Source organism: Nocardioides mesophilus, from assembly GCF_014395785.1.
Taxonomy (GTDB): Bacteria; Actinomycetota; Actinomycetes; order Propionibacteriales; family Nocardioidaceae; genus Nocardioides_B; species Nocardioides_B mesophilus.
Window position 1 is genome coordinate 3903049 of record NZ_CP060713.1, and the last position, 22371, is coordinate 3925419.

The 22371-nt window shown below is 72.0% G+C and carries 21 protein-coding genes; 8 read left to right on the forward strand and 13 right to left on the reverse strand.

Translation table 11 applies throughout. From position 1 onward, the window contains the following. Positions 1–89 precede the first annotated feature (89 nt). From H9L09_RS18540 to H9L09_RS18565, 6 genes are all read right to left on the reverse strand, one after another. Positions 90–2378, reverse strand: coding sequence for an immune inhibitor A domain-containing protein (locus H9L09_RS18540; RefSeq protein ID WP_187578290.1), 2289 nt, complete (start codon positions 2376–2378; stop codon positions 90–92). A 237-nt stretch (positions 2379–2615) separates the two neighbouring features. Continuing rightward, on the reverse strand, positions 2616–4016 hold the full coding sequence (locus tag H9L09_RS18545; RefSeq protein WP_187578291.1) for an ATP-binding protein: 1401 nt from the start codon (positions 4014–4016) through the stop codon (positions 2616–2618). An 8-nt stretch (positions 4017–4024) separates the two neighbouring features. After that, positions 4025–5683, reverse strand: coding sequence for an NAD(P)/FAD-dependent oxidoreductase (locus tag H9L09_RS18550; protein WP_187578292.1), 1659 nt, complete (start codon positions 5681–5683; stop codon positions 4025–4027). A 92-nt stretch (positions 5684–5775) separates the two neighbouring features. Further along, positions 5776–5943 (reverse strand): hypothetical protein, encoded by a 168-nt coding sequence (locus tag H9L09_RS18555; protein WP_187578293.1) that lies wholly within the window; start codon positions 5941–5943, stop codon positions 5776–5778. 168 nt (positions 5944–6111) lie between these two features. Beyond that, the gene (locus H9L09_RS18560) at positions 6112–6657 is read right to left on the reverse strand and encodes a hypothetical protein (protein ID WP_187578294.1); all 546 of its coding nucleotides are present in this window, start codon (positions 6655–6657) and stop codon (positions 6112–6114) included. A 9-nt stretch (positions 6658–6666) separates the two neighbouring features. Next, a complete protein-coding gene (locus H9L09_RS18565; protein WP_187578295.1) occupies positions 6667–7761 on the reverse strand; it encodes an ATP-dependent DNA ligase in 1095 nt (364 codons plus the stop codon). A 22-nt stretch (positions 7762–7783) separates the two neighbouring features. Between H9L09_RS18565 and zapE the strand changes: the two genes are divergently transcribed. The 5 genes from zapE (at position 7784) to H9L09_RS18590 (ending at position 11547) form a co-directional block, all read left to right on the forward strand. Then, positions 7784–8800: a cell division protein ZapE gene (zapE, locus tag H9L09_RS18570; protein WP_246456104.1), complete on the forward strand. Its 1017-nt coding sequence runs from the start codon at positions 7784–7786 to the stop codon at positions 8798–8800. Between the two features lie 94 nt (positions 8801–8894). After that, positions 8895–9488, forward strand: coding sequence for a hypothetical protein (locus tag H9L09_RS18575; protein ID WP_187578297.1), 594 nt, complete (start codon positions 8895–8897; stop codon positions 9486–9488). A gap of 54 nt (positions 9489–9542) precedes the next feature. After that, the gene (locus H9L09_RS18580; protein WP_187578298.1) at positions 9543–10397 is read left to right on the forward strand and encodes a PPK2 family polyphosphate kinase; all 855 of its coding nucleotides are present in this window, start codon (positions 9543–9545) and stop codon (positions 10395–10397) included. Continuing rightward, the gene (locus H9L09_RS18585) at positions 10394–11167 is read left to right on the forward strand and encodes a HipA family kinase (RefSeq protein WP_187578299.1); all 774 of its coding nucleotides are present in this window, start codon (positions 10394–10396) and stop codon (positions 11165–11167) included. The genes H9L09_RS18580 and H9L09_RS18585 overlap by 4 nt, the downstream gene beginning before the upstream one ends. Then, complete coding sequence (locus tag H9L09_RS18590; protein ID WP_187578300.1) at positions 11164–11547, forward strand: DUF3037 domain-containing protein; 384 nt, start codon at positions 11164–11166, stop codon at positions 11545–11547. The genes H9L09_RS18585 and H9L09_RS18590 overlap by 4 nt, the downstream gene beginning before the upstream one ends. A gap of 31 nt (positions 11548–11578) precedes the next feature. Here H9L09_RS18590 and lpdA read toward each other — a convergent pair whose 3' ends face one another. Further along, a complete protein-coding gene (gene lpdA / locus H9L09_RS18595; RefSeq protein WP_187578301.1) occupies positions 11579–12979 on the reverse strand; it encodes a dihydrolipoyl dehydrogenase in 1401 nt (466 codons plus the stop codon). A gap of 44 nt (positions 12980–13023) precedes the next feature. Here lpdA and H9L09_RS18600 point away from each other — a divergent pair, with 44 nt between their 5' ends. Further along, the gene (locus tag H9L09_RS18600) at positions 13024–13626 is read left to right on the forward strand and encodes a ribonuclease FAU-1 family protein (RefSeq protein WP_187578302.1); all 603 of its coding nucleotides are present in this window, start codon (positions 13024–13026) and stop codon (positions 13624–13626) included. Here the strand turns inward: H9L09_RS18600 and H9L09_RS18605 are convergent. The 5 genes from H9L09_RS18605 to H9L09_RS18625 form a co-directional block, all read right to left on the reverse strand. Beyond that, a complete protein-coding gene (locus H9L09_RS18605; protein WP_187578303.1) occupies positions 13616–14221 on the reverse strand; it encodes a TOPRIM nucleotidyl transferase/hydrolase domain-containing protein in 606 nt (201 codons plus the stop codon). The two genes, H9L09_RS18600 and H9L09_RS18605, sit on opposite strands and share 11 nt — an antisense overlap. Before the next feature lie 92 nt (positions 14222–14313). Beyond that, the gene (locus H9L09_RS18610) at positions 14314–15057 is read right to left on the reverse strand and encodes a sirohydrochlorin chelatase (RefSeq protein WP_187578304.1); all 744 of its coding nucleotides are present in this window, start codon (positions 15055–15057) and stop codon (positions 14314–14316) included. A 76-nt stretch (positions 15058–15133) separates the two neighbouring features. Then, the gene (locus H9L09_RS18615; protein ID WP_187578305.1) at positions 15134–15880 is read right to left on the reverse strand and encodes a phosphoadenylyl-sulfate reductase; all 747 of its coding nucleotides are present in this window, start codon (positions 15878–15880) and stop codon (positions 15134–15136) included. Beyond that, positions 15877–16053, reverse strand: coding sequence for a hypothetical protein (locus H9L09_RS18620; RefSeq protein ID WP_187578306.1), 177 nt, complete (start codon positions 16051–16053; stop codon positions 15877–15879). The genes H9L09_RS18615 and H9L09_RS18620 overlap by 4 nt, the downstream gene beginning before the upstream one ends. Then, a complete protein-coding gene (locus H9L09_RS18625) occupies positions 16050–17810 on the reverse strand; it encodes a nitrite/sulfite reductase (RefSeq protein ID WP_187578307.1) in 1761 nt (586 codons plus the stop codon). The genes H9L09_RS18620 and H9L09_RS18625 overlap by 4 nt, the downstream gene beginning before the upstream one ends. Positions 17811–18144: 334 nt before the next feature. Here H9L09_RS18625 and H9L09_RS18630 point away from each other — a divergent pair, with 334 nt between their 5' ends. Then, complete coding sequence (locus H9L09_RS18630) at positions 18145–19623, forward strand: glycine hydroxymethyltransferase (protein WP_187578308.1); 1479 nt, start codon at positions 18145–18147, stop codon at positions 19621–19623. Positions 19624–19774: 151 nt separating this feature from the next. Then, positions 19775–20659 carry a DUF559 domain-containing protein gene (locus H9L09_RS18635; protein WP_187578309.1) on the forward strand — a complete coding sequence of 295 codons (885 nt, stop codon included), beginning with the start codon at positions 19775–19777 and terminating at the stop codon, positions 20657–20659. 72 nt (positions 20660–20731) lie between these two features. Here H9L09_RS18635 and H9L09_RS18640 read toward each other — a convergent pair whose 3' ends face one another. Beyond that, entirely contained in the window at positions 20732–22366 is a 1635-nt protein-coding gene (locus H9L09_RS18640) for an acyl-CoA dehydrogenase family protein (protein ID WP_187578310.1), read from the reverse strand. Between the last annotated feature and the right edge of the window lie 5 nt (positions 22367–22371).

A 22371-nucleotide genomic window follows, 5' to 3' on the forward strand; every position in this document is an offset into this window, starting at 1 on the left:
TCGGCGCGTCTGCAGCGTCTGCAGGGGCACGTGCAACGGGGGCCGGAGCGTGATGCTCCGGCCCCCGTCCCCCGATCGGGAAGACCAGGTCAGTAGACCTGCACCTGCATCATCCCGTTGCGGTTGGAGTTGACCACCTTGATCTGCGTGCCGGTGTCGGGCACCTGCACGCTGCCCTGCTCGTTCGCCTCGTCCCAGTAGCGCTCGCCGTGGGTGTCGTCGAACACCGGGGCGGCCGCGCGGGCGGGCACCTCGAGGGTGGTCATGCCGTCCTCGGTCTCGCGGTGCAGCGACAGCGCGTCGGTGCGCTCGAGACCGAAGGTGGCGTCGAACGCCTGGATCCGGTTGCGGGCCACGGTCCCGTCGGACCACGCGAGGGCCTCGCCGCGGGCGTCGACCGGCAGCACGAGGCCGCCGCCGGGGTGGGTGCTGGTGTTGTTGTCGGCGTAGAGGTCGTTCCAGTACCAGACCAGCATGCCGTCCTGGTAGGGGAAGTGCTCGACCCGGTTGGGCTCCGTCTTCGACCAGCCGAAGTTGTAGGGGCCCTGCTGCAACGTCTGGTCGTAGCCGAGGTACTGCCGGTTCTCCACCAGGTAGTGGTGCTGGAACGTCTCGCTCGTCTTGCCGTTCTCGGCGATGACGAACTTGTCGAGCTTCCAGCCGGGAGCCCCGTTCTCGGCGCCCTCGGTGAGCGCGGAACCCACGGCGATGTCGTCGACGAGGAAGCCGAGCTCGTTCGTGCCCGGGTCGTTGACCATCCGGAAGCGCACCTGCACCTGCTTGCCGGCCCAGCTGGAGAGGTCAGCGGTGAGCGGCACCCAGCCCTTGGTCGACCCGGTGATCCCGTGGCCTTCGTTGCTGCCGTAGGGGTTGGTCGTCGTGGAGCGGTTCGTGGCCAGCGGTGTCCAGGTCGAGCCGTCGGCGGAGACCTCCGCGTAGGCGTAGTCCCAGTCCTTCTCGATCTCGTAGCGCACGTTGGCGGTGAGGGCGCCGGAGGCAGGGACGGTGAACTCCGGGCTGGTCACCGTGGCGACACGGTCGTCGCCACGGCCGGAGTAGAAGTAGTCGTTCCCGGTCGCGGCGGGGCCGATGTCGGTGACCTTCGTGCCGTCGGGCAGGTTCACCAGCAGCGCCTGCGCCTTCTTGGTGGCGTGGGCGGCGGGGCCGAGGTGGTGGGTGGACTTCGTGTCCGCGTCAGCGACCTCGTAGTCCAGCCAGCCGAGCATCAGCTTGCTCCAGGGGTCCATGTGGCCCGGGGTGGTGCCGATGGAGTCCTTGCCGTGGCCGAGCCAGGAGCCGGAGCTCATCAGGGTCCAGAAGCCGGTGCCGTTGTCCCCGCCCGCCGTGTCGTAGAGGTCGGGCAGGCCGAGGTCGTGGCCGAACTCGTGGGCGAAGACACCCAGGCCGCCGTTCTCGGGCTCGGTCGTGTAGTCGCGGATCCAGACGCCGGTGTCACCGATCTCGATGCCGCCGTTCTTGGTGTAGCCGTCCGGGCCGGCGCCGTCCGGGCCGCGCCCGTTGACGCCCACCGCCCAGCGGTGCGACCAGATCGTCGACTCGGGAGCGCCGGCTTCCTCGCCCTCCCCGGCGTGGATGGCCTGGAAGTGGTCGACGTAGCCGTCGGGCTCGGCGAAGACGCCGTCGCCGTCGCTGTCGAAGCGGTCCCACTGGTCGAAGCGCGTCAGGTAGTCGGCGATCTCGGCGGTGGACTTGCCCGCCTTGACCTGGGCGGCGTACCAGGCCTCGGCGGTGTCGTCGATGAACGACGTCATGTCCTTCTGGCTCTCGGTGGTGCCGTACGCCGCCTCGGGCTTGTCGACCTTCACCCAGTCGCTGACGTCGCCGTTGACGGTGTAGCGGCCGCTGGAGGCCTCCTCGTAGAAGTCCTTGAAGGACTCCCCGTTCTGCTCCGGCAGGCCGTTGAAGAACATGTCCAGGTAGTGCTGGCGGTTGAAGTCCGGGATCCAGTAGGTGCTGTTGTCGCTCGACCGGTCCGGCTTCGGGATCTGGTTGTGCAACGGCCCGGCCGTCGTGCTGCCGGTCGCGTTGCCGCCGAACTCGACCAGGATCGAGAAGAGCTCGTCCTGGGACTGCAGTCCGTACTGCGCCCACTGGCCGGGCGCGACGCGGACGGACTTCGAGCCGCCGCGGTTGCGCGGCTCGGCCTTGCCGGCCAGGACCAGCTCGACGGCGCGCTTGTTCAGCGCGCGCTGCTTGGTCGAGAGCGGGTCGGCGCGGTCGTCGGTCTTGGTCTTGCCGTTGGCTGCCTGCTGGCCGGGGTCGGCCGGCGGCACGGCGATGGCGGGTGCGGGGATCGCGGTGGCGAGCAGGGCGGCGGTGGCCGCGCCGCTCAGGACGCCGAGACTGCGTCGTTTCACGCAGGAGTCCTTCCAGGGTAGGGATCACGGCGAAGCCGATGGGCGCGCCGAGACATGTGCGGTGCTGCACGTGACCCGCGGAACTTCACCATCCGTTCACCGCGAAGTAAAGAGATTCCAGGGTCTCGTTTCGGTCACCGACGGCGCGCACGCCTGTCCGGTTCTTGCAGGTTCGTGCAATGCACGATCGTGCAACCTGTTTGCAGAACAGGCGGGTCGGCCCCGGTCCGGTAACCCTCAGGGTCGTTCGGGCGGAGCGGGGCGCAGCGGCAGGCGGACCGAGAACACCGTCTCGCCGGACCGGCGCTCGACCGAGAGCAGGCCGCCGTGGTGCTCCACGACGATCCGGCGGGAGATGTCGAGCCCGAGGCCGGTGCCCTGGCCGACCTCCTTGGTGGTGAAGAACGGCTCGAAGGCGCGGGACATGACCTCCGCGGGCATCCCGGGTCCGGTGTCGCCGACCTCGACCACCACCGCGTGGTCCTCGACCCTGGCGGAGACCCGCAACGTGCCCGAGCCGTCCATCGCGTGCACCGCGTTGTCGACCAGGTTGGTCCACACCTGGTTCAGCTCGCCGGCCATCGCGTCGAGGCGGGGTACGTCGTCGGCGTACTCGCGCACCACCACCACGCCCGGACGCAGCTTGTGCGCCAGCATGGCCAGCGTGCTCTCCAGGCCCTCGACCACGTCGGTCGGCTGCACCGAGGCGCGGTCGAGCTGGGAGTAGGAGCGGACCGTCGCCACCAGGTCGGAGATCCGGCGGGTCGACTCCTTGACCTCCTGGAGCAGCCCGGTGGAGGCCAGCGAGCTGGCGACCCACTCCAGCCCGGCCTCCAACGAGGCGGCGTCGAGCAGCGCCGCGACCCGCTCGCACCAGCCGACGTCGCCGCCGGCGGCGGCCAGCGCCGGAGCGATCAGCCAGTCCCGCTCGACACCGTGCCGGATCAGCCAGTCGGAGAGGGCGTCCTCGCCGTCGGCGAGCGCCAGCGGGTCGTCGCCCGGCGGCCGCGGGCCGATCTCGCGCCGCAACGCGTCGAGGCCCATGAACTGCGTGGCCGAGATCGAGTGCTCGGCCAACCGGCCCAGCGAGGAGAGCAGCTGGGCGTGCGTCTCCTCAAGCGCGTCGACAGCGCGGGTGGCGGCCGAGGCGGGGTTGTTGATCTCGTGGGCGAGCCCGGCGGCCAGGGTGCCCAGCGCCACCAGCGCCTCCCGCTGCCGGGCCGCGGACTCGATGCCGCGCACCGAGAGGACCAGCCCGCGGATGAGGTGCACGCCGAACGGGAACCAGGCGTCGGCCAGCTCCCGCAGCCGCCCGGCGGGGACCCGCAGCACCCGGCCGGAAGACTGCCCGCGACCGCTGGCGAGGTAGCGGCCGTGCTCGTCCCAGGCCTGGAAGCCGCCCGCCCACTGACCGGGCGACTGCATCGTGCCGATCGTGCTCTCCTCGTGGCCGACGTGACGCAGCAGCTCCAGGGCGCCCTCGAGCAGCACCCACCAGCTGTCGGCGGGCTGGGCCTCGTGGAACAGCTCCTGGCCCGGGCCGAAGGTGACCTCCTCGCCGGCGTCGGCCAGCTGCCGGAGCTGGTCGTCGTCCAGGCCGGCGAAGAGCTCGAGCGCGCGCAGGTCGTGGAAGGTCATCGCCGTGCTCAGATCGTGGCCAGGTAGCGGTGCACGAGATAGACCGCCATCGCGCCCTCGCCGACCGCGGAGGCGACCCGCTTCATCGAGTCGAGGCGTACGTCGCCGGCGGCGAACACCCCGGGCATGCTGGTCTCCAACGTGTACGGCGCGCGCGCCAGCGGCCACCGGTCGGCGTACGGCGCCGTGGCGAGGTCCTGACCGGTCACCACGAACCCGTGCGGGTCGCGGGCGATCTCCGCCCCCAGCCAGTCGGTGCGCGGCTGCGCCCCGATGAAGACGAAGAGCCAGCTCGCCGGCAGCTCCTCGCTGGTGCCGGAGGTCCGGTCGGCCACCGTGACGCGCTCCAGGTGGTCCTCGCCGTGTGCCGCGACTACCTCGCTGCGCAGCCGCACCTCGATGTTCGGGGCCGCCCGCACCCGGGCGACGAGGTACTGCGACATGGTGGCCTCCAGGGCGGCGGCGCGCACCACCAGCACCACCCGCTTCGCGTGCTGCGCGAAGTTCAGCGCCGCCTGGCCGGCCGAGTTGGCCGCGCCGACGACGTACACCTCGTCGCCCTCGCACTGCCGGGCCTCGCTGGCGCTGGCGCCGTAGTAGACGCCGCGGGAGGTGAGCCGCTCCACGCCGGGCGCCTCGAGGCGTCGGTAGGAGACGCCGGTGGCGATCAGCAGCGAGCGCGCCTCGATCTCGCCCGAGCCGTCGAAGCGGACCGCGCGCACCGGCCCTCGGGTCTCGAAGCCGACCACGTCGCGGGCCAGCACCATCTCGGCGCCGAACCTGCCCGCCTGGGCCACGGCCCGGTCCGTGAGGTCCGCACCGGAGAGCCCCTTGGGGAAGCCGAGGTAGTTCTCGATCGACGCGCTCTGACCGGCCTGCCCGCCGGGAGCGTGCTGCTCCACCACCACGGTCCGCAGGCCCTCCGAGGCGGCGTAGACGGCGGCCGCCAACCCGGCCGGGCCGCCGCCGACGATGCACAGGTCGTACAACGGCTGCTCGGCCCGGGTCCGCAGCCCCAGCGCGTCGGCCAGGTCCAGCATCGAGGGGGCACGCAACGTGACCCCGTCCGGCACCAGCACCAGCGGCAGGTCGTCGGGGCCGGCGCCGGCCAGCCCCGCCAGCCGGCCGCCCTCCTCGTCACGCTCGACGTCCAGCCACCGGTAGGGCACGTGGTTGCGCGTGAGGAAGGTCTTGGTCTCGTGGCTGCGCTCGGACCAGCGGTGCCCGACCACCCGCAGCTGCGAGGTCTCCTCCGGGTGGGCGCGCCGCCAGTCGTCGAGGAGGTCGTCGGTGACCGGGTAGAGCCGCTCACCCGGCGGGTCCCACGGCTTGAGCAGGTAGTAGTCCAGGCCGATGTCGTTGATCGCCCGGATCGCGACGTCGGTGTCGGCGTACGCCGTCAGCAGCAGCAGCTTGGCGTCGGGCACCTGCTCACGGACCTGCTCGAGAAGCTCGATCCCGGTCATCGCCGGCATCCGCTGGTCGGAGACCACCAGCGCCACCGACCGGTCCCGCAGCACCAGCTCGCCGAGCACCGCGAGCGCCTCCGCCGCCGAGGTCGTGCCCACCACCCGGTAGTCGGCGCCGTAGCGGGCGCGGAGGTCACGGGTGATCGCCCGCGACACCACCGGATCGTCGTCGACGGTCAGGATCGTCGGCTTGCTCATCGGACCTGCTTCCCGCCGGAGCCGTCACGTGGGCGGCATGGCACGAGCACGCGCCCGGGATCACGCGGCGGCATCACGCCGACCCGCACAGGCTAGCCGCGCGGCGGCGGTGGCGTCGACGAGTCGAGGAACGCCGCCAGCCGGGCGTCGGTCAGGTCCTCGTGCGCGATCGCCCCCACCGGGTCGAGCGCGGCGACGGTCACGTGGCAGAGGGCGCCGAGCAGTGCCAGGCCGGCCAGCTGACCCAGGTCCTCGGCCATGTCCGCTCCTCCCGACCGGTCGCCACCTGACCCGAGGGCTCGGGCACCGTGCGTCGCTCTCCCACCATGGTGGCGCGCGGCGGCGCCCGTCGGAGACGAAACAGGTGAGCATGTCGGGTCGTTCGAGCAACCCCGTCCGGGCCAGGGCGGATGGCCCGGACGGACCGCTCAGAAGCCGGTGACGCCCTCGCCCTCGCCGGCCTGCTCGTCGAAGTTCTCCTGCTCCAGCAGGTGCAGGATCGGCACGCCCAGCTTGCGCCGAGCCCGGGAGGTCCAGTCGAGGTGGAAGAACTCCGAGACGACGTGCGAGCGGGTCAGGATGATCACCTCGGCGGCGTCGACCTCGGCGACCTTGGCGGCCAGCGCGTCGACCGGGTCGGCGCTGACGATCTCCCCGACGACGTCGCCGCCGCAGTCGGTCATCTGCTTCAGGCAGGTGTCGAGCTCGCCGCGGGCTTCGGAGAGGAGCTCGGCCTGGACGGCCTCGATGTTCTCCTGGTCCATCACCAGGGCGGGGGAGGCCAGCACCTCACTCGCCGCGATCGAGCCGAGGGCCGACTCGACGCGGGCCGCCGCGTCCTCCACCGGCAGCAGCACGTGGTAGCGCACCGGGTCGGCGACATCGGTGTGCAGGCCGCGGACCTGCCGGGCGTCCTGCTCGGAAAGAGGTTGCTCGACCAGGAGCACCACGTCGTACGTCGTCGTCCCACTCATGGGACGAGCCTAGTCCTGCCCGCCGAGGACGGCGGCCAGGTCGTAGGACACCGGCTCCTCGAGCTGCTCGTAGCCGCACGAGTGCGGGTCCCGGTCGGGCCGCCAGCGCTTGAACTGCGCGGTGTGCCGGAACCGTGAGCCCTCCATGTGGTCGTAGCCGACCTCGAGCACCCGCTCGGGACGCAGCGGCACGAACGAGAGGTCCTTGCCGGCGCTCCACCGGCTCTGCGTGCCGGGGACCCGGTCGGGGTTGGCGACCGCCCACTCCGACCACTCGCCCCACGGGTGCTCGGAGAGCTCCTCGGCCCGTAGCGGCTGCAGCTCCTCGACGAGCTCGGCCCGGCGCTTCGCGGTGAACGACGCCGAGACCCCCACGTGCTGCAGCCGGCCCTGGTCGTCGTAGAGCCCGAGCAGCAGCGAGCCGAGCAGCGGGTTCGCCTCCGTCGAGGTCTTGTGCAGCCGGTAGCCGGCGAGCACGACGTCGGCGGTGCGCTCGTGCTTGATCTTCAGCATGGTGCGCGTGTTCGGCTGGTACGGCGCGCTCATCGGCTTGGCCACCACTCCGTCCAGGCCGGCGCCCTCGAACCGCTCGAACCAGTCGCCGGCCTCCGCGGCGTCGGTGGTGATCCGGGTCAGGTGCAGGGGCGGCCGGACGCCGTCGAGGGCCGCCTCCAGCCGCTGCCGGCGTACGGCGAACGGCTCGGCCATCAGCGACTCGTCGCCGAGCGCTAGGAGGTCGAAGGCCACGAACCCGGCCGGGGTCGCCTCGGCCAGCATCCGGACCCGGGAGTCGGCGGGGTGGATCCGCTCCTGCAGCCGCTCGAACTCGAGCCGGTCGCCGACCGCCACGAACAGCTCGCCGTCGAGCACGCACCTGTGCGGCAACCCCTCCAGCATCGCCGCCACTACCTCGGGGAAGTAGCGGGTGAGCGGCTTGGTGTTGCGGCTGGCCAGCTCGACCTCGTCGCCGTCGCGGAACACGATGCAGCGGAAGCCGTCCCACTTCGGCTCGAAGGCGAGCCCGCCGAACTTCGTCGGATCGGGGATGCCCTTGACGGACTTGGCGAGCATCGGCTGGACCGGGGGCATCACAGGGAGGCGCACACCGGCACTTTACGATGCAGACGTGCCGATCCAGCTGTCCGACCGCAACCCGTCGGTGCCCGCGGACCGGCTGCTCGGCGAGCTGGTGCCGCCACCGCGTTTCGCCGACGTCAGCTTCGACAGCTACCGGCCCGCCTCCGACCAGCCCTCGCAGGCCCAGGCGGTCGACCGGCTGCGCGAGTTCGCCGACACCTTGGACCAGGCCGGCGCCCGCCGCGGGTGGTTCAAGCGCGACAAGGCACCGACCGGCCCGGCGGGCATCTACCTCGACGGCGGGTACGGCGTCGGCAAGACCCACCTGCTCGCCTCGCTGTGGCACACCGCGCCCGGGCCGAAGCTGTTCGCCACCTTCGTCGAGCTCACCCACCTCGTCGGCGCCCTCGGCTTCCACGACGCCGTCGCCGCGCTCTCGGACTTCCGGCTGGTCTGCGTCGACGAGTTCGAGCTCGACGACCCCGGCGACACGGTGCTGGTCTCCACGCTGCTGACCCGGCTGCGCGAGGCCGGGGTGCGCCTGGCCGCCACCTCCAACACGCTGCCCGGCAAGCTCGGGGAGGGCCGCTTCGCCACCGAGGACTTCATGCGCGAGATCCAGGGCCTGTCGGACTCGTTCGCGTCGGTGCGCATCGACGGCGAGGACTACCGGCACCGCGGCCTGCCCGAGGCGCCGGCCTCGCAGTCGCTCGAGGAGGTCAAGACCCGGGCGCAGCGGCCGGGGGCCAGCTTCGACCACTTCGTGGACCTGTCCCGGCACCTCGCCGACGTGCACCCCTCGAAGTACGGCGCCATGCTCGACGGCGTCCGGGTGGTCTGCCTCGAGGACGTCCGTACCGTCTCCGACCAGGCGGTGGCGCTGCGGCTGGTGGTGCTGGCCGACCGGCTCTACGACCGGGACGTGCCGGTGGTGGCCTCCGGGGTCTCCTTCGACGAGCTGTTCGCGCCGCCGCTGCTCGAGGGCGGCTACCGCAAGAAGTACCACCGGGCGGTCAGCCGGCTGGTCGCTCTGGCCCGTGAGGGCGCGGGGCTCGACGAGGCCTGAGCTCGTCGGCGCGTTCTGCTGCGCAGGGCGGCAGGGATCTTTACCCTTCTGCCGTCGCGCTCATCTCAGGAAGCGCCCCTCACGAAGGATCCACATGCTCAATCTGCCTGTCCGTGCTGCCCTGGTGGCGGTCGCCGCCGGCTCCGTGCTCGCCCCCGTCTCGGCGACGGCCGAGACGCTGAAGATCGACGACGGCACCTCCGACGCCTGGGAGCAGGTCTTCGCTTCGCAGACCAGCGGCCCGAGCTACGTCGAGGCCGGCTCCCCGGTGAACGCCGACCTCACCAGAACCGTCGTGCGGCACAGCGCCCGTCGGGTCACCGTCCGCTCCAACTTCGTCAAGCTCACCAAGAACGCCGAAGGCGTGATGATGGCGGCCAAGATCCGGACCGACGAGGGGCTGTGGCGGGCCGCGCTGGTGTTCCACGACGGCTCCCGCAAGGGAGCGTTCATGCTCAAGAAGCGCGGCGAGGTGAGCTGCACCGGCCTGACCAAGGAGGTCGACTTCGCCCACGACGCGGTGCAGATCTCGGTGCCCCGCGCCTGCCTGTCCGCGCCGCGGTGGGTCCAGGTCACCGTCGCCGGCGGCAACTACGGGGAGGGTGCCAGCGGGCACTCCTACATCGACGTGGCCGGCATCGCGGGACACCGCTTCTCCCACTGGTCCGCCAGGATCCACCGCGGCTGAGCGGACGCCGAGGGGTCGACCGGCATCGTCGCGCGGTGGGGGATACTCGCTCGCATGAGCTCCCGCGAGAAGTCCCTCACCGAGACGTTGCGCCTGCCCGCCGGGCCGGTCGACCTCTCGGCGCACGCCGCCGACGACACCCCGGGCTTCGGTGGCTCCAAGAACGACGGCAAGGACGCGCTCGCCGATCTCGAGGACCCGCTGAGCGAGCTGCAGGAGCGGTTGTTCGCCGAGGGCGTCAGCGGCGGCCGCCGCAGCCTGCTGCTGGTGCTGCAAGGGATGGACACCTCCGGCAAGGGCGGGGTGATGCGTCACGCGGCAGGGCTGGTGGACCCGCAGGGACTGCACATCAACGCGTTCAAGGCGCCCACCGAGGAGGAGCGCGGCCACGACTTCCTGTGGCGGATCAGCAAGGAGCTGCCGCCTGCCGGCAAGATCGGGATCTTCGACCGCTCCCACTACGAGGACGTGCTGATCGCCCGGGTGCGGGCGCTGGTCCCGCTGGAGCGGATCGACCTTCGCTACGACGCGATCAACGATTTCGAGAAGCGGCTGGTCGACGAGGGCACCGTGGTGGTGAAGTGCATGCTGCACATCTCGCCGGAGAAGCAGCTCGAGCGGCTCCTGGAGCGGCTCGACAGCCCGGAGAAGCACTGGAAGTACAACCCCGGCGACGTCGACGAGCGCGCCCTGTGGCCCTCCTACCGCGATGCCTACGAGCTGATGCTCGAGCGCTGCAACACCGACGACGCCCCCTGGCTGCTCGTCCCCGCGGACCGCAAGTGGTACCGCAACTGGGCGGTCGCGACGGTGCTGCACGAGGCACTGGAGGGCATGAAGCTGAAGTGGCCGGAGGCGGACTTCGACGTCGACACCGAACGGCAGCGGCTCACGGAGCTCAAGCTGTGACCCTGCGGACCGTGCGGGCCACGCGCTTCGTCGCGCCGCTGCGCGAGGGAGGCTCGCTGCCCGGGCTGATGGAGGCCGAGGACCTCGGCATCTACGTGTGCAAGTTCCGCGGCGCCGGCCAGGGCGCGAAGGTGCTGGTCGCCGAGGTGATCGTCGGGGAGCTGGCGCGCCGGCTCGGCATCGCCACCCCCGACCTCGTCGAGCTCGAGGTCGAGGAGGCGATCGCGAAGTACGAAGCCGACGAGGAGGTGCAGGACCTGCTCACCGCGAGCCTCGGGCCCAACCTGGGCGTCGATTTCCTGCCCGGCTCGTTCGGCTTCGACTCCGGGGTGAGCCCGGACCCCGACCTGTCGGCGCGGATCCTCTGGCTGGACGCGCTGACCGCCAACGTGGACCGCTCCTGGCGCAACCCCAACCTGCTGGTCTGGCACGGCGACCTGTGGGCCATCGACCACGGTGCCTGCCTGTGGTTCCACCACGGCTGGAGCGGCGGCATCGGCTCCCCGCAGCGGTTCGCGGCCCAGCCCTACGACGCGGCCGACCACGTGCTGGCGGCGTACCGCTCCGGCGTGCCCCGGGTCGACGCCGAGCTGGCCCCGCAGGTGACCCGCGAACTGCTCGAGGAGGTGGTGGGACTGGTGCCGGCGGTGTGGCTGGAGCCGGTGCCCGGGGCCGCCTCGCCCGAGCAGCTGCGGGCGGCGTACGTCGAGTTCCTGGTGGCCCGCGTGCAGGGCGAGCGGGCCTGGCTGCCCGCGGCGGGTGCGGCATGACGCCGCGGATGGGCTTCCAGTACGTCGTCCTGCGCTGCGTGCCGCGCATCGACCGGGAGGAGTTCGTGAACGTCGGCGTGGTGCTCTACTGCCAGCAGAGCGACTTCCTGCAGGCGCAGTGCCACGTGGACGAGGCGCGGCTGACCGCCCTCGACCCGGTCGTCGACGTCGCGGCGGTCCGGTCCGCTCTCGCCGCGACCGAGGCGGTCTGTCGCGGGGACGCCTCCGCGGGCGCGGCAGGACAGGCGCCGATGGGCACCCGGTTCGGCTTCGTCAAGGCGCCCCGGAGCACCGTCGTGCAACCGGGACCGGTGCACGGCGGCAGCACCGACGACCCGGCCCGCCAGCTCGAGCACCTGGTGGACCGGCTGGTCCGCTGACGGCGCGGCAGGCACCGCGCCGTCGGCCCGGTCAGAGGTGGATCATGTGGCCGGCGAGGCCCTCGACGGCTTCCTTGACCGCCTCGGACAGGGTCGGGTGCGCGAAGACGTTGCGGGCGACCTCGTCGGCGGTGAGGTCCCACCGCTGCGCGAGGGTCAGCGCCGGCAGCAGCTCGGTCACGTCGGGCCCGATCATGTGGGCGCCGATGATCTCGTTGTGCTTCGCGTCCGCGACCAGCTTCACGAAGCCGGTGGTGTCGCCGAGCCCCTTGGCCTTGCCGTTGGCGCTGAACGGGAACTTCGCGACCTTGACGTCGTAGCCCTTCTCCTTGGCCTGCTCCTCGCTGTAGCCGAAGGAGGCGATCTGCGGCTGGCAGTACGTCGCCCGCGGGATCATGTCGAAGTCGATCTCCATCGTCTCCGCGCCGGCGATCGTCTCGGCGGTGACGATGCCCATCGCCTCCGCGGTGTGCGCGAGCATCAGCTTGCCGGTCACGTCGCCGATCGCGTAGACACCCTCGACGTTGGTGCGGCCGCGGGCGTCGACGGCGATCGCGCCGCGGTCGGTCGTCTGCACGCCGGTGTTCTCGAGCCCGTAGCCCTCCAGGCGCGGGGCGAAGCCGATCGCCTGCATCACCTTGTCGGTCTCCAGCACCTGCTGGTCGCCGCCCTGGGCGGGGGAGACGGTGACCTTCACCTTGTCGCCGGAGTCGTCGATCGACTCGACCTTGGTGGAGAGCAGCACCTTCACGCCGAGCTTCTTGTAGTGCTTGAGGAGCTCCTTGGAGATCTCCGGGTCCTCGGTGGGGACCATCCGGTCCAGGAACTCCACGATCGTCACGTCGACGCCGAAGTTCTTCATCACGTAGGCGAACTCGACGCCGATCGCTCCGGAGCCGGCGATCACGATCGAGCCGGGCAGCTCCGAGTCGAGGATCTGCTCCTCGTAGGTCACCACCCGCTCGGACAGCGAGGTGCCCGGGATCAACCGGGTGGTCGCGCCGGTCGCGATGATGAGCGCATCGCCGGTCACCTGGCTGGTGCTGCCGTCCTTGCCCTTCACGTCGACCGACTTCGGACCGGTCAGCGTGCCCCAGCCGTCGATCTCGGTGATCTTGTTCTTCTTCATCAGGAAGTGGACGCCCTTGACGATGCTGTCCGAGACCTCGCGGCTGCGCGCGTGGGTCGGCTTGAACTCCATCGACGCGTCGCCGGTGATCCCGAACTTGTCCTTCTCGTGGGTCAAGATGTGCGAGAGCTCCGCGTTGCGCAGCAGGGCCTTCGAGGGGATGCAGCCCACGTTGAGGCAGACCCCTCCCCAGTACTTCTCCTCGATGACGGCGACGCTCTTGCCGAGCTGCGCGGCACGGATGGCAGCGACGTACCCACCGGGGCCGGCGCCGAGGATGACAACGTCGAAGTGTTGGCTCATGGGGGCCAGCCTATGCCGTGCCGCCGACCACTAGGGTGCGGGTCATGGCTCGGGACGAGACGTGGGGCGTATGGCGGTACGGCGACGTGGCGATCCGGCGGGAGGCGCTCAAGGGCCATCCGTGGACGGCCTTCGCGACGTACGTCGTGGTGGACACCCCCGAGCTGCTGGTGACCTACCTGGCCCCCGGGTCCACGCTCGGTTTCCCCGCCTGGCCGCTGGAGCGCTGGCAGCATCCCTGGCAGGTGGCCGGCCACGAGGCGTGGTCCGGTCACGGGAAGCTGATGATGCAGCGACCGGGGGAGGCCTACTCCGTGGACGTGTTCTGGCGCGGGGAGCCCCGGGAATTCGCGGGGTGGTACCTCAACCTGCAGGAGCCGCTGGTCCGGGACGCGACCGGCTACGACACCCTCGACCACGAGCTCGACTTCTGGCTGCCCGCCGCGGGCGGCTGGGAGGTCAAGGACGCCGAGCTGTTCGAGGAGCGGGTGGCCGAGGAGCGCTACACCCCCGCGCAGGCCGAGGGCATCCGTCGCACCGGCCGCGAGATCGAGGCGATGCTGGTCGCCGGTGACACCTGGTGGGACCGCGGCTGGGCCGAGTGGTCGCCCCCGCCGGAGTGGGGCCCGCTCCCGGTCACGGTCTGACGCGGAGGTGGGCGAGCAGCCGCTCCAGCGGCCGCGGCGCCGCGTCGGGGTCGAGCGCCTCCACGAGCGCGCGGGCGTACTGCGCCTTGCGGCCGCTGTGGGTGCCGAGGAAGCGCCGCAGCTGCTGCTCGACGGGGCGCTGGCGGTGCGCCGGCTGCTGCTGCAGGATGCGGAAGCGGGCCAGCTCGCCCTGCGCCGCGACGACGTCCAGCACCGCGGCCGCGCCGAGGCTGCGGATCAGCTCCTCCTCGAGGTCGCGGACACAGACGAAGAAACCGAGGCCGGCCAGCCCCTCCCGGTCGAGGTCACCGGCCGCCCTCCCACCCGCCAACCCGGCGCCGACCAGGCCGCGCCGGAAGAACCGCTCCTCGGCGAGGTCGCAGAGACCGGCCAGCCGGGTGCCGGCCCCGTCGGGGCCGAAGCGCCCGAGGAACCGGACGATGTTCGTGGCGCCGCCCATCGCGACGACCCGGACGCCCTCGGTGGCCAGGTCGCGCCCGCGCCGGCGGGCCAGCGTCGTCACCGCCACCTCGTCGCTGACCCCCTCGACGAGCACGACCGTCTCGGGGCGCGCTGCGCGAACCGACCCGTCCATCCACGGAACCCCGTCCACGAAGGGGAACTCTGCCAAGCCCGGGCGCCGGGCGCCATCGGGTTCGGCCCCCGGGCCTGGCGGCGGCCGCAGGATCAGACCGGGACGAGCTCCACGGCGCCGACCGCGTAGCGAGCCAGGATGGTCCGCGCGACCTCCGGGTCTGCGCCCAGCGGCGCGGACACCGCGACCGCGCCGGCCTCGAGGGCCAGCTCGGCGGCCCGGTCCGGATGCGCCCCGGGAGCGAGGAACAGCGAGCCGACGGCGATGTGGCGCCGGCCCTCGGCCCGGAACTGCCGGACGGCCTCACCGGTGGTCGGGGGTGCGGCCGAGGCGAACGCGGCCACGGTGGGCAGCCGGTGCCGCGAGCTCCAGAGCCGCGCGAGCCGTGCGACCGCCTGGTTGGCCAGCGCGTCGGAGGAGCCCGCCGCGGCCAGCACCAGCGCGTCCAGCTCGCGCACCCGGGCCTCCTTGAGCGCGGTCCGCAGCCGACGATCGAGGACCTCCAGGAACGCGGTCTCCAGCCCGAGGATGCGGGTGGCGCGGATCTGCAGCCCCTGGTGCCGCGACGTGGCCTCGGCGATCGCCGCGGGGACGTCGACCTTGGCGTGGTAGGCCTCGGTGAGCAGCAGCGGCACCACGACGATCTCGTCGTAGCCGGCCCGCACGAGCTTGTCGACGACGGTGCCGAACGAGGGCCGCGCCAGCTCGAGGAACGCGGGCTCGATGCGCAGGTCGGGACGGAGCGCGCGGACCTGGTCGACGAGCGCCTTGATGGTCGCGGCCGACTGCGGGTCGCGGCTGCCGTGGGCGAGGGCTACCAGAGCGGGTGCGGTCATGGGAGGGAGCCGCCTTCCTTGCGTCGGTTCAGGGGGGAGCGGGCGACGACGCTGTCGCGGTGGATCGTCGGGGTGCTCATGCGTGGATCCCGCACTCGGTCTTGCCGGTGCCGGCCCAGCGGCCGCTGCGCGGGTCCTCGCCCGGGTCGACCCGGCGGGTGCACGGCCAGCAGCCGATCGAGGGGTAGCCGTCGTACTGGAGCGGGTTCACCAGCACGCCGTGCTCGACGACGTACCGCTCGACGTCGTCGGCGGTCCACCGGGCCAGCGGCGACACCTTGACCTTGCGCTTCTTCTCGTCCCAGCCGATCACCGGGGCGATGACGCGGTTGCGGGTCTCGTCGCGGCGCAGCCCGGTGGCCCAGGCGTCGTAGCCGGCGAGGGCATCCTCCAGCGGCTTGACCTTGCGCAGCGCGCAGCAGAGGTCCGGGTCGCGGGCGAACAGGTCCTTGCCGTACACCGCGTCCTGCTCGGCCACCGTCTGCACCGGCGTGATGCTGATCAGGTTCACCGGCAGCGTCGCCTCGACCGCGTCTCGGGTGCCGATGGTCTCGGCGAAGTGGTAGCCGGTGTCCAGGAAGACCACGTCCACCCCGGGAGCGACCTGGCCGGCCAGGTGCGCGAGCACCGCGTCGCCCATCGAGGAGGTGATGGCGAACCGGTCACCGAAGGTCGCCACCGCCCACTCGATGATGATCTCGGCCGGCGCCAGCTCCAGCTCGGCGCCGGCGTGCCGCACCAGCTCCTTCAGCTCGCCCTCGGAGCGGCCCTCGGTGGCGGTGCCGCGGAAGGCCCGGGCCGCCGTGGTCGTCGCCGTGGTCATGGCCGGGCGCCGTTCTGCGGGCGGGCGACCATGCCGAGCATCTTCAGCGAGAACGCCCGCAGGCAGGAGCGGCACTCCCACTGACCGTGGCCGCTGCCGGTCTCCGCCTCGTGCGGACGCAGGTCCTCGTCGCCGCAGTAGGGGCAGTGGAACGGCACGGCGCGCTCGCTCATCGCGTTGCCTCCAGGGTCCGTTCGCCGCGCAGCACCTCGTCGTCGGCGCGCGCCACCCAGGAGGCGAAGCTCTCGCCGTCGTGGCGCTCGTCGAGGTAGCCGGTGACCACGTTGGTGACGTAGTCGTCGAGCGCGGCGCTGGTGACCTTGTGCGCGCGGAGCTTCTTGCCCAGGCCGGGCTGCAGCCCGAGGCCGCCGCCGAGGTGGACCTGGAAGCCCTCCACCTGGTTGCCGTCGTCGTCGAGGACCAGCTGGCCCTTCAGCCCGATGTCGGCGACCTGGGTCCGGGCGCAGGCGTTCGGGCAGCCGTTGACGTTGACCGTGATCGGGGTGTCCAGGTCGGGGATGCGGCGCTCGAGCTCGCTGACCAGCGCGACCGCACGGTCCTTGGTGTCGACGATCGCGAGCTTGCAGAACTCGATGCCGGTGCACGCCATCGTGGACCGACGCCAGTTCGACGGCCGAGTGGAGAGCCCGATCCGCTCCAGGGCGGCGACGAGGCCCTCGACGCGCTCCTCCTCGACCCCCAGCACGACCAGCTTCTGGTACGCCGTCAGCCGGACCCCGGCGGCGCCGTACTCCTCGACGAGGTCACCGAGCCGCGACAGCACCGTGCCGGAGATCCGTCCCACCGTCGGGGTCACGCCCAGGTAGAACAGGCCGTCCTTCTGCCGATGCACCCCGATGTGGTCGCCGTTGGCGGTGGGGACCGGGGGAGAGGGGCAGTCGACCAGGGTGCGGCCGAGGTACTTCTCCTCCAGCACCTCGCGGAACCGCTCGACGCCCCAGTCGGCGAGCAGGAACTTCAGCCGCGCACGCGAGCGGAGCCGGCGGTAGCCGTAGTCGCGGAACACCGAGATGACGCCCTCCCAGACATCGGGCACGTCCTCGAGCGGGATCCACACGCCGAGCTTCTGCGCGAGCATCGGGTTCGTCGACAGGCCGCCGCCGACCCAGAGGTCGAAGCCGGGGCCGTGCTCGGGGTGGACGGTGCCGACGAAGGAGACGTCGTTGATCTCGGGGGCCACGTCCTGGCTGGGGTGCCCGGTCAGCGCGGTCTTGAACTTGCGGGGGAGGTTCGAGAACTCGGGGTCGCCGATGTAGCGGCGCTTGATCTCCTCGAGCGCGGAGGTGCCGTCGATGATCTCGTCGGCGGCGACGCCGGCGACCGGCGAGCCGAGGAAGCCGCGCGGGGAGTCGCCGCAGGCCTCCTGGGTCTGCAGGCCGACCGCCTCGAGCCGCTGCCAGATCGTCGGCACGTCCTCGATCCGGATCCAGTGGTACTGCACGTTCTGGCGGTCGGTGAGGTCCGCGGTGTCGCGGCCGAAGTCGGTGGAGATCGCGCCGAGCACCCGCAGCTGCTCGGCGCCGAGCAGGGCGCCGTCGCTGCGCACCCGGAGCATGAAGAACTCGTCGTCGAGCTCCTCCGGCGCGAGCGCACCGGTCTTGCCGCCGTCGAGGCCCGGCTTGCGCTGGGTGTAGAGGCCCCACCAGCGGAACCGGCCGCGCAGGTCCCCGCCGTCGATCGAGGCGAACCCGCGGCGCGAGTAGATGTTCTCGATGCGGGCCCGGACGTTGAGCGGGTTGTCGTCCTTCTTGGACTGCTCGTTGGCGTTGAGCGGCTCCCGGTAGCCGAGCGCCCACTGCCCCTCGCCGCGCGCGGGGCGGCTTCGCCGGGCGGCCGGGGCGGGACGGGCGGCCGGGGCCGGGGTGGAGGGATCGGAGGCGCCGGTGCGGCTCTGGCTGTGAGTGGTCATGTCACGTTCCTGGGACTCGATGACGCACGCATCGCTGCGGGGATCCACCCGACGACGTTGTCGGGGTGCATGCCGGCGACCGTGCGCCCGGCGGGAGCTGGGCGGATGTCAGAGCGGCCAGGGCAGACACATCATGCTGCGGGTGCGGCCGAGGTCCACGTGACGGCGGGTCACGAGGTACGTCGTCGTCGCAGCGCTGATCATGGGAGCAAGTCTCACGGTCCGGACGGCGTCACCACAAACCGACATCTCATGTCATGAGACGGGTGTCCAACATCCGGTACGCCGTTGTGGGGTAGCGGGCCGCGAGAGGCCGCTCACTAGGGTGGACCCCATGACCGCTGCCAGCCAGTCCAGCCCTGTCCCCGGCGCGGGCGACCACGCCGCCGCCGCGAGCGCTGCCTTCAACGCCGCCCTCGAGGTCATCGCCGCCGTGGAGCCCCGGATCGCCGAGGCCACGCGCGCCGAGCTCGCCGACCAGCGCGGCTCGCTGAAGCTGATCGCCTCGGAGAACTACGCCTCGCCGGCCGTGCTGCTGACGATGGGCAGCTGGTTCTCCGACAAGTACGCCGAGGGAACGGTCGGCCACCGCTTCTACGCGGGCTGCCAGAACGTCGACACGGTGGAGTCGCTCGCGGCCGAGCACGCCCGCGAGCTGTTCGGCGCGCCGTACGCCTATGTGCAGCCGCACTCGGGCATCGACGCCAACCTGGTGGCGTTCTGGTCGATCCTCGCCCACCGGATCGAGTCCCCGGCGCTGGAGAAGCACGCGGTCAAGAACGTCAACGAGCTGTCCGAGGCCGACTGGGAGGAGCTGCGCCACGAGTTCGGCAACCAGCGGATGCTCGGGATGTCGCTCGACGCCGGCGGCCACCTCACCCACGGCTTCCGGCCCAACATCAGCGGCAAGATGTTCCACCAGCGCTCCTACGGCACCGACCCCGAGACCGGGCTGCTCGACTACGACCGGGTGGCCGCGGCGGCACGCGAGTTCCGGCCGCTGGTGCTGATCGCCGGATACTCCGCCTACCCCCGGCGCGTGAACTTCGCGAAGATGCGCGAGATCGCCGACGAGGTGGGCGCCACGCTGATGGTGGACATGGCGCACTTCGCCGGCCTGGTCGCCGGCAAGGTCTTCACCGGCGACGAGGACCCGGTGCCGTTCGCCCACATCACCACCTCCACGACCCACAAGTCACTGCGCGGCCCGCGCGGGGGCCTGGTGCTCGCCCAGCAGGAGTACGCCGACTCCGTCGACCGCGGCTGCCCGATGGTGCTGGGCGGACCGCTGTCGCACGTGATGGCGGCCAAGGCGGTCGCGTTCGCCGAGGCCCGGCGGCCCTCGTTCGCCGACTACGCCCAGCGGATCGCCGACAACGCCCAGTCGCTGGCCGAGGGCTTCATGTCCCGCGGCGCCAAGCTGGTCACCGACGGCACCGACAACCACCTGGTCCTGCTCGACGTGTCCTCCTTCGGGCTCACCGGGCGGCAGGCGGAGTCGGCGCTGCTCGACGCCGGCGTGGTCACCAACCGCAACTCGGTCCCGGCCGACCGCAACGGCGCCTGGTACACCTCCGGGATCCGCTTCGGCACCCCGGCGCTGACCACCCGCGGCTTCGGCAAGGACGAGTTCGACACGGTGGCCGAGCTCGTGGTCGACGTGCTGTCGAACACCACCCCCGGCACCAACAAGGCAGGGGCGCCGTCCAAGGCGACGTACGCCCTCGCCGACGGCGTGGCCGACCGCACCAAGGCGATCAGCGCCGAGCTGCTCGACAAGCACCCGCTCTACCCCGGCATCGACCTGAGCTGACCCGGCCGCGGCGGCATTTCAACAGGAAGGTCTGCCCGCGCCGGGTCGAGCTGAGCGTAGACCGGGGCATGAGCGCCCCGGTCTGCCTGTCGAAATGCCCGCCTGTGGATGACGTCCGACGTCGAGCGGCGGGGCGCGCCAGACTCGCGCGATGACCGTCACCCAGGTGCTGCACCGGCTCGGCGGCGTCGCCAGCCGCAAGGTCCTCGTGCGGACCACCTCGCGCAACCAGCTCCGCCGAGCAGTCGCTCGTGGCGAGGTCGTGCGCGACGCGCACGGCCGCTACGCCCTCCCCGTCGCCGACGAGGCGTTGCGTGCGGCGAACCGCCTCAGTGGCGTCGTCTCGCACCGCAGCGCCGCGCTGCACTGGGGCTGGGAGGTGAAGACGGTTCCGAAGCGACCGGACGTGACCATCCGCAGGAAGCGGCACCTGGCTGCACATCAGGGCGACGGCATCGAGGTGCACTGGTACGACGTGCCCTCCGACGCCGTGGTCGGCGTCGTCACGTCGCCGGAACAGACACTGGTGGACTGCATGCGCGGGCTGCCGTTCGACGAGGCGCTCGCCGTCGCCGACTCGGCGCTGCGCCATCGCCACATCACCAAGGCGCGCCTGATCGAGCTCGCCGACTCGGTCAGGGGGCCGGGCGCACGCCAGGCTCGCCGCGTGGCGAGGGCGGCGACACATCTGGCGGCCAACCCGTTCGAGTCGGTCTTGCGCGCGATCGGTCTCGACGTACCCGGGCTGCACCTGGAGACGCAGGTGGTGATCTCCGACAAGGAAGGCCGCGGCCGCGCCGACCTGGTCGACCGCGAACGTCGCTGGGTCGTGGAGGCAGAGTCGCACTCGTGGCACAGCAAGCGCGGCGCGCTGAGGCGCGACTGCCGCCGCTACACGAAGCTGACGCTGCTCGGGTGGCGCGTGCTCAGGTTCGCCTGGGAGGACGTGATGTTCCACCCGGACTACGTCCGGGACTGCCTGCTCGCGGCGGCCGAGGTGGCAGATCGACAGGCACGATGCGCCTGCGGCGCGTAGATCGCCGCCTGAATGGCCGCCGGCGGGTCTGATCTGCCTGTTGAAATGCCAGCAGGCGTCGGGTCCCCCGGGTCACAGAGTCGGCGTGGTCCGCTCCACGATCGCGGCCAGGTCGGTGCCCTGCGGCAGCGTGCCGAGCGTGCCGCCGTACTCGGTCCCGAGCCGGGTCGCGCAGAACGCGTCCGCGACCGCCGCGGGCGCGAACCGGACCAGCAGCGCCCCCTGCAGGCAGGCGGCCATCGAGCCGGCGAGCCGGCGGGCCCCGGCCTCCAGCGCCGAGGTGTCGGCGAGCGTCTCCAGCACCCGGTCGATGGCCCGGTCGAGCCGGTGGTCCTCGCCGCGGGCCCGGCCGACCTCCTCGATCCAGGCGGCCAGCGCCTCCGGGCTGCGGGTCAGCGCGCGCAGCACGTCGAGCGCGTTGACGTTGCCGGAGCCCTCCCAGATCGAGTTCAGCGGCGACTCGCGGAACAGCAGCGGCATCCCGGACTCCTCGACGTAGCCGTTGCCGCCCAGGCACTCCAGCGCCTCCGCGACCATCATCGGGGTCCGCTTGCAGACCCAGTACTTCGCCAGCGGCAGCGCGATCCGGCGCAGTGCCGCCTCGTGCGGGTCGTCGGCGCGGTCGACCGCGGCGGCCAGCCGGATCGCCAGGGCGGTGGCGGCCTCGGACTCGACGGCCAGGTCGGCGACCACGTTCTGCATCAGCGGCTTGTCGGCGAGCAGCCCGCCGAACGCGGAGCGGTGCGCCACGTGCCAGGACGCCTCGGCCAACGCGCGGCGCATCAGCGACGCGGAGCCCAGGACGCAGTCCAGCCGGGTGGCGGCCACCATCTCGATGATGGTGCGCACGCCGCGGCCCTCGTCCCCGAGCCGCTGGGCCCAGGTGCTGCGCAGCTCGAGCTCGGAGGAGGCGTTGGAGCGGTTGCCCAGCTTGTCCTTCAGCCGCACCACGTCGAGCTGGTTGCGCGAGCCGTCGGCCAGCACCCGCGGCACCAGGAAGCAGGTGAGCCCCTGCGGCGCCTGGGCGAGCAACAGGAACACGTCGTTCATCGGGGCCGAGGTGAACCACTTGTGGCCGGCCAGGGTGTACTCCCCGTCCACCGCGGTCGGGGTCGCCGTCGTGACGTTGGCGCGGACGTCGGAGCCGCCCTGCTTCTCGGTCATGCCCATGCCGGCGAGCGCGCCGGCCTTCGACGCGGGCGGCCGCAGCCCCGGGTCGTAGACGGTCGCGGCCAGCCGTGGCGTCCACTCCTTGGCGATCGAGTCGTCGGCGCGCAGCGCCGGGACGGCGGCGTACGTCATCGAGATCGGGCACCCGTGGCCCGGCTCGGTCTGCGACCAGGCGAAGAAGCCGGCCGCCCGGCGCACGTGCGGGTGCGGCTCCTCGGAGGTCCACGGCGCCGCCTGCAGCCCGTGGCCGACGGCGCGCTCCATCAGCCAGTGCCAGGAGGGGTGGAACCGGACCTCGTCGATCCGGTTGCCGAAACGGTCGTACGACGTGAGCACCGGCTCGTTCTGGTTGGCGAGCAGGCCGTGCTCGCGGGCCTCCGCGGAGCCGGCCCCGGCGCCGAGCGCGACCAGGTCCTCCACGGTCGCGGACGAGGCGTGCCGGGTCACCGCGTCGACCAGCGCGTGGTCGGAGGTCACGGTGTTGTGCCCCACCAGCGGCGGAGCCTGGTTCGTGGCGTCACGGATGTCTGCGGCCATGTGAC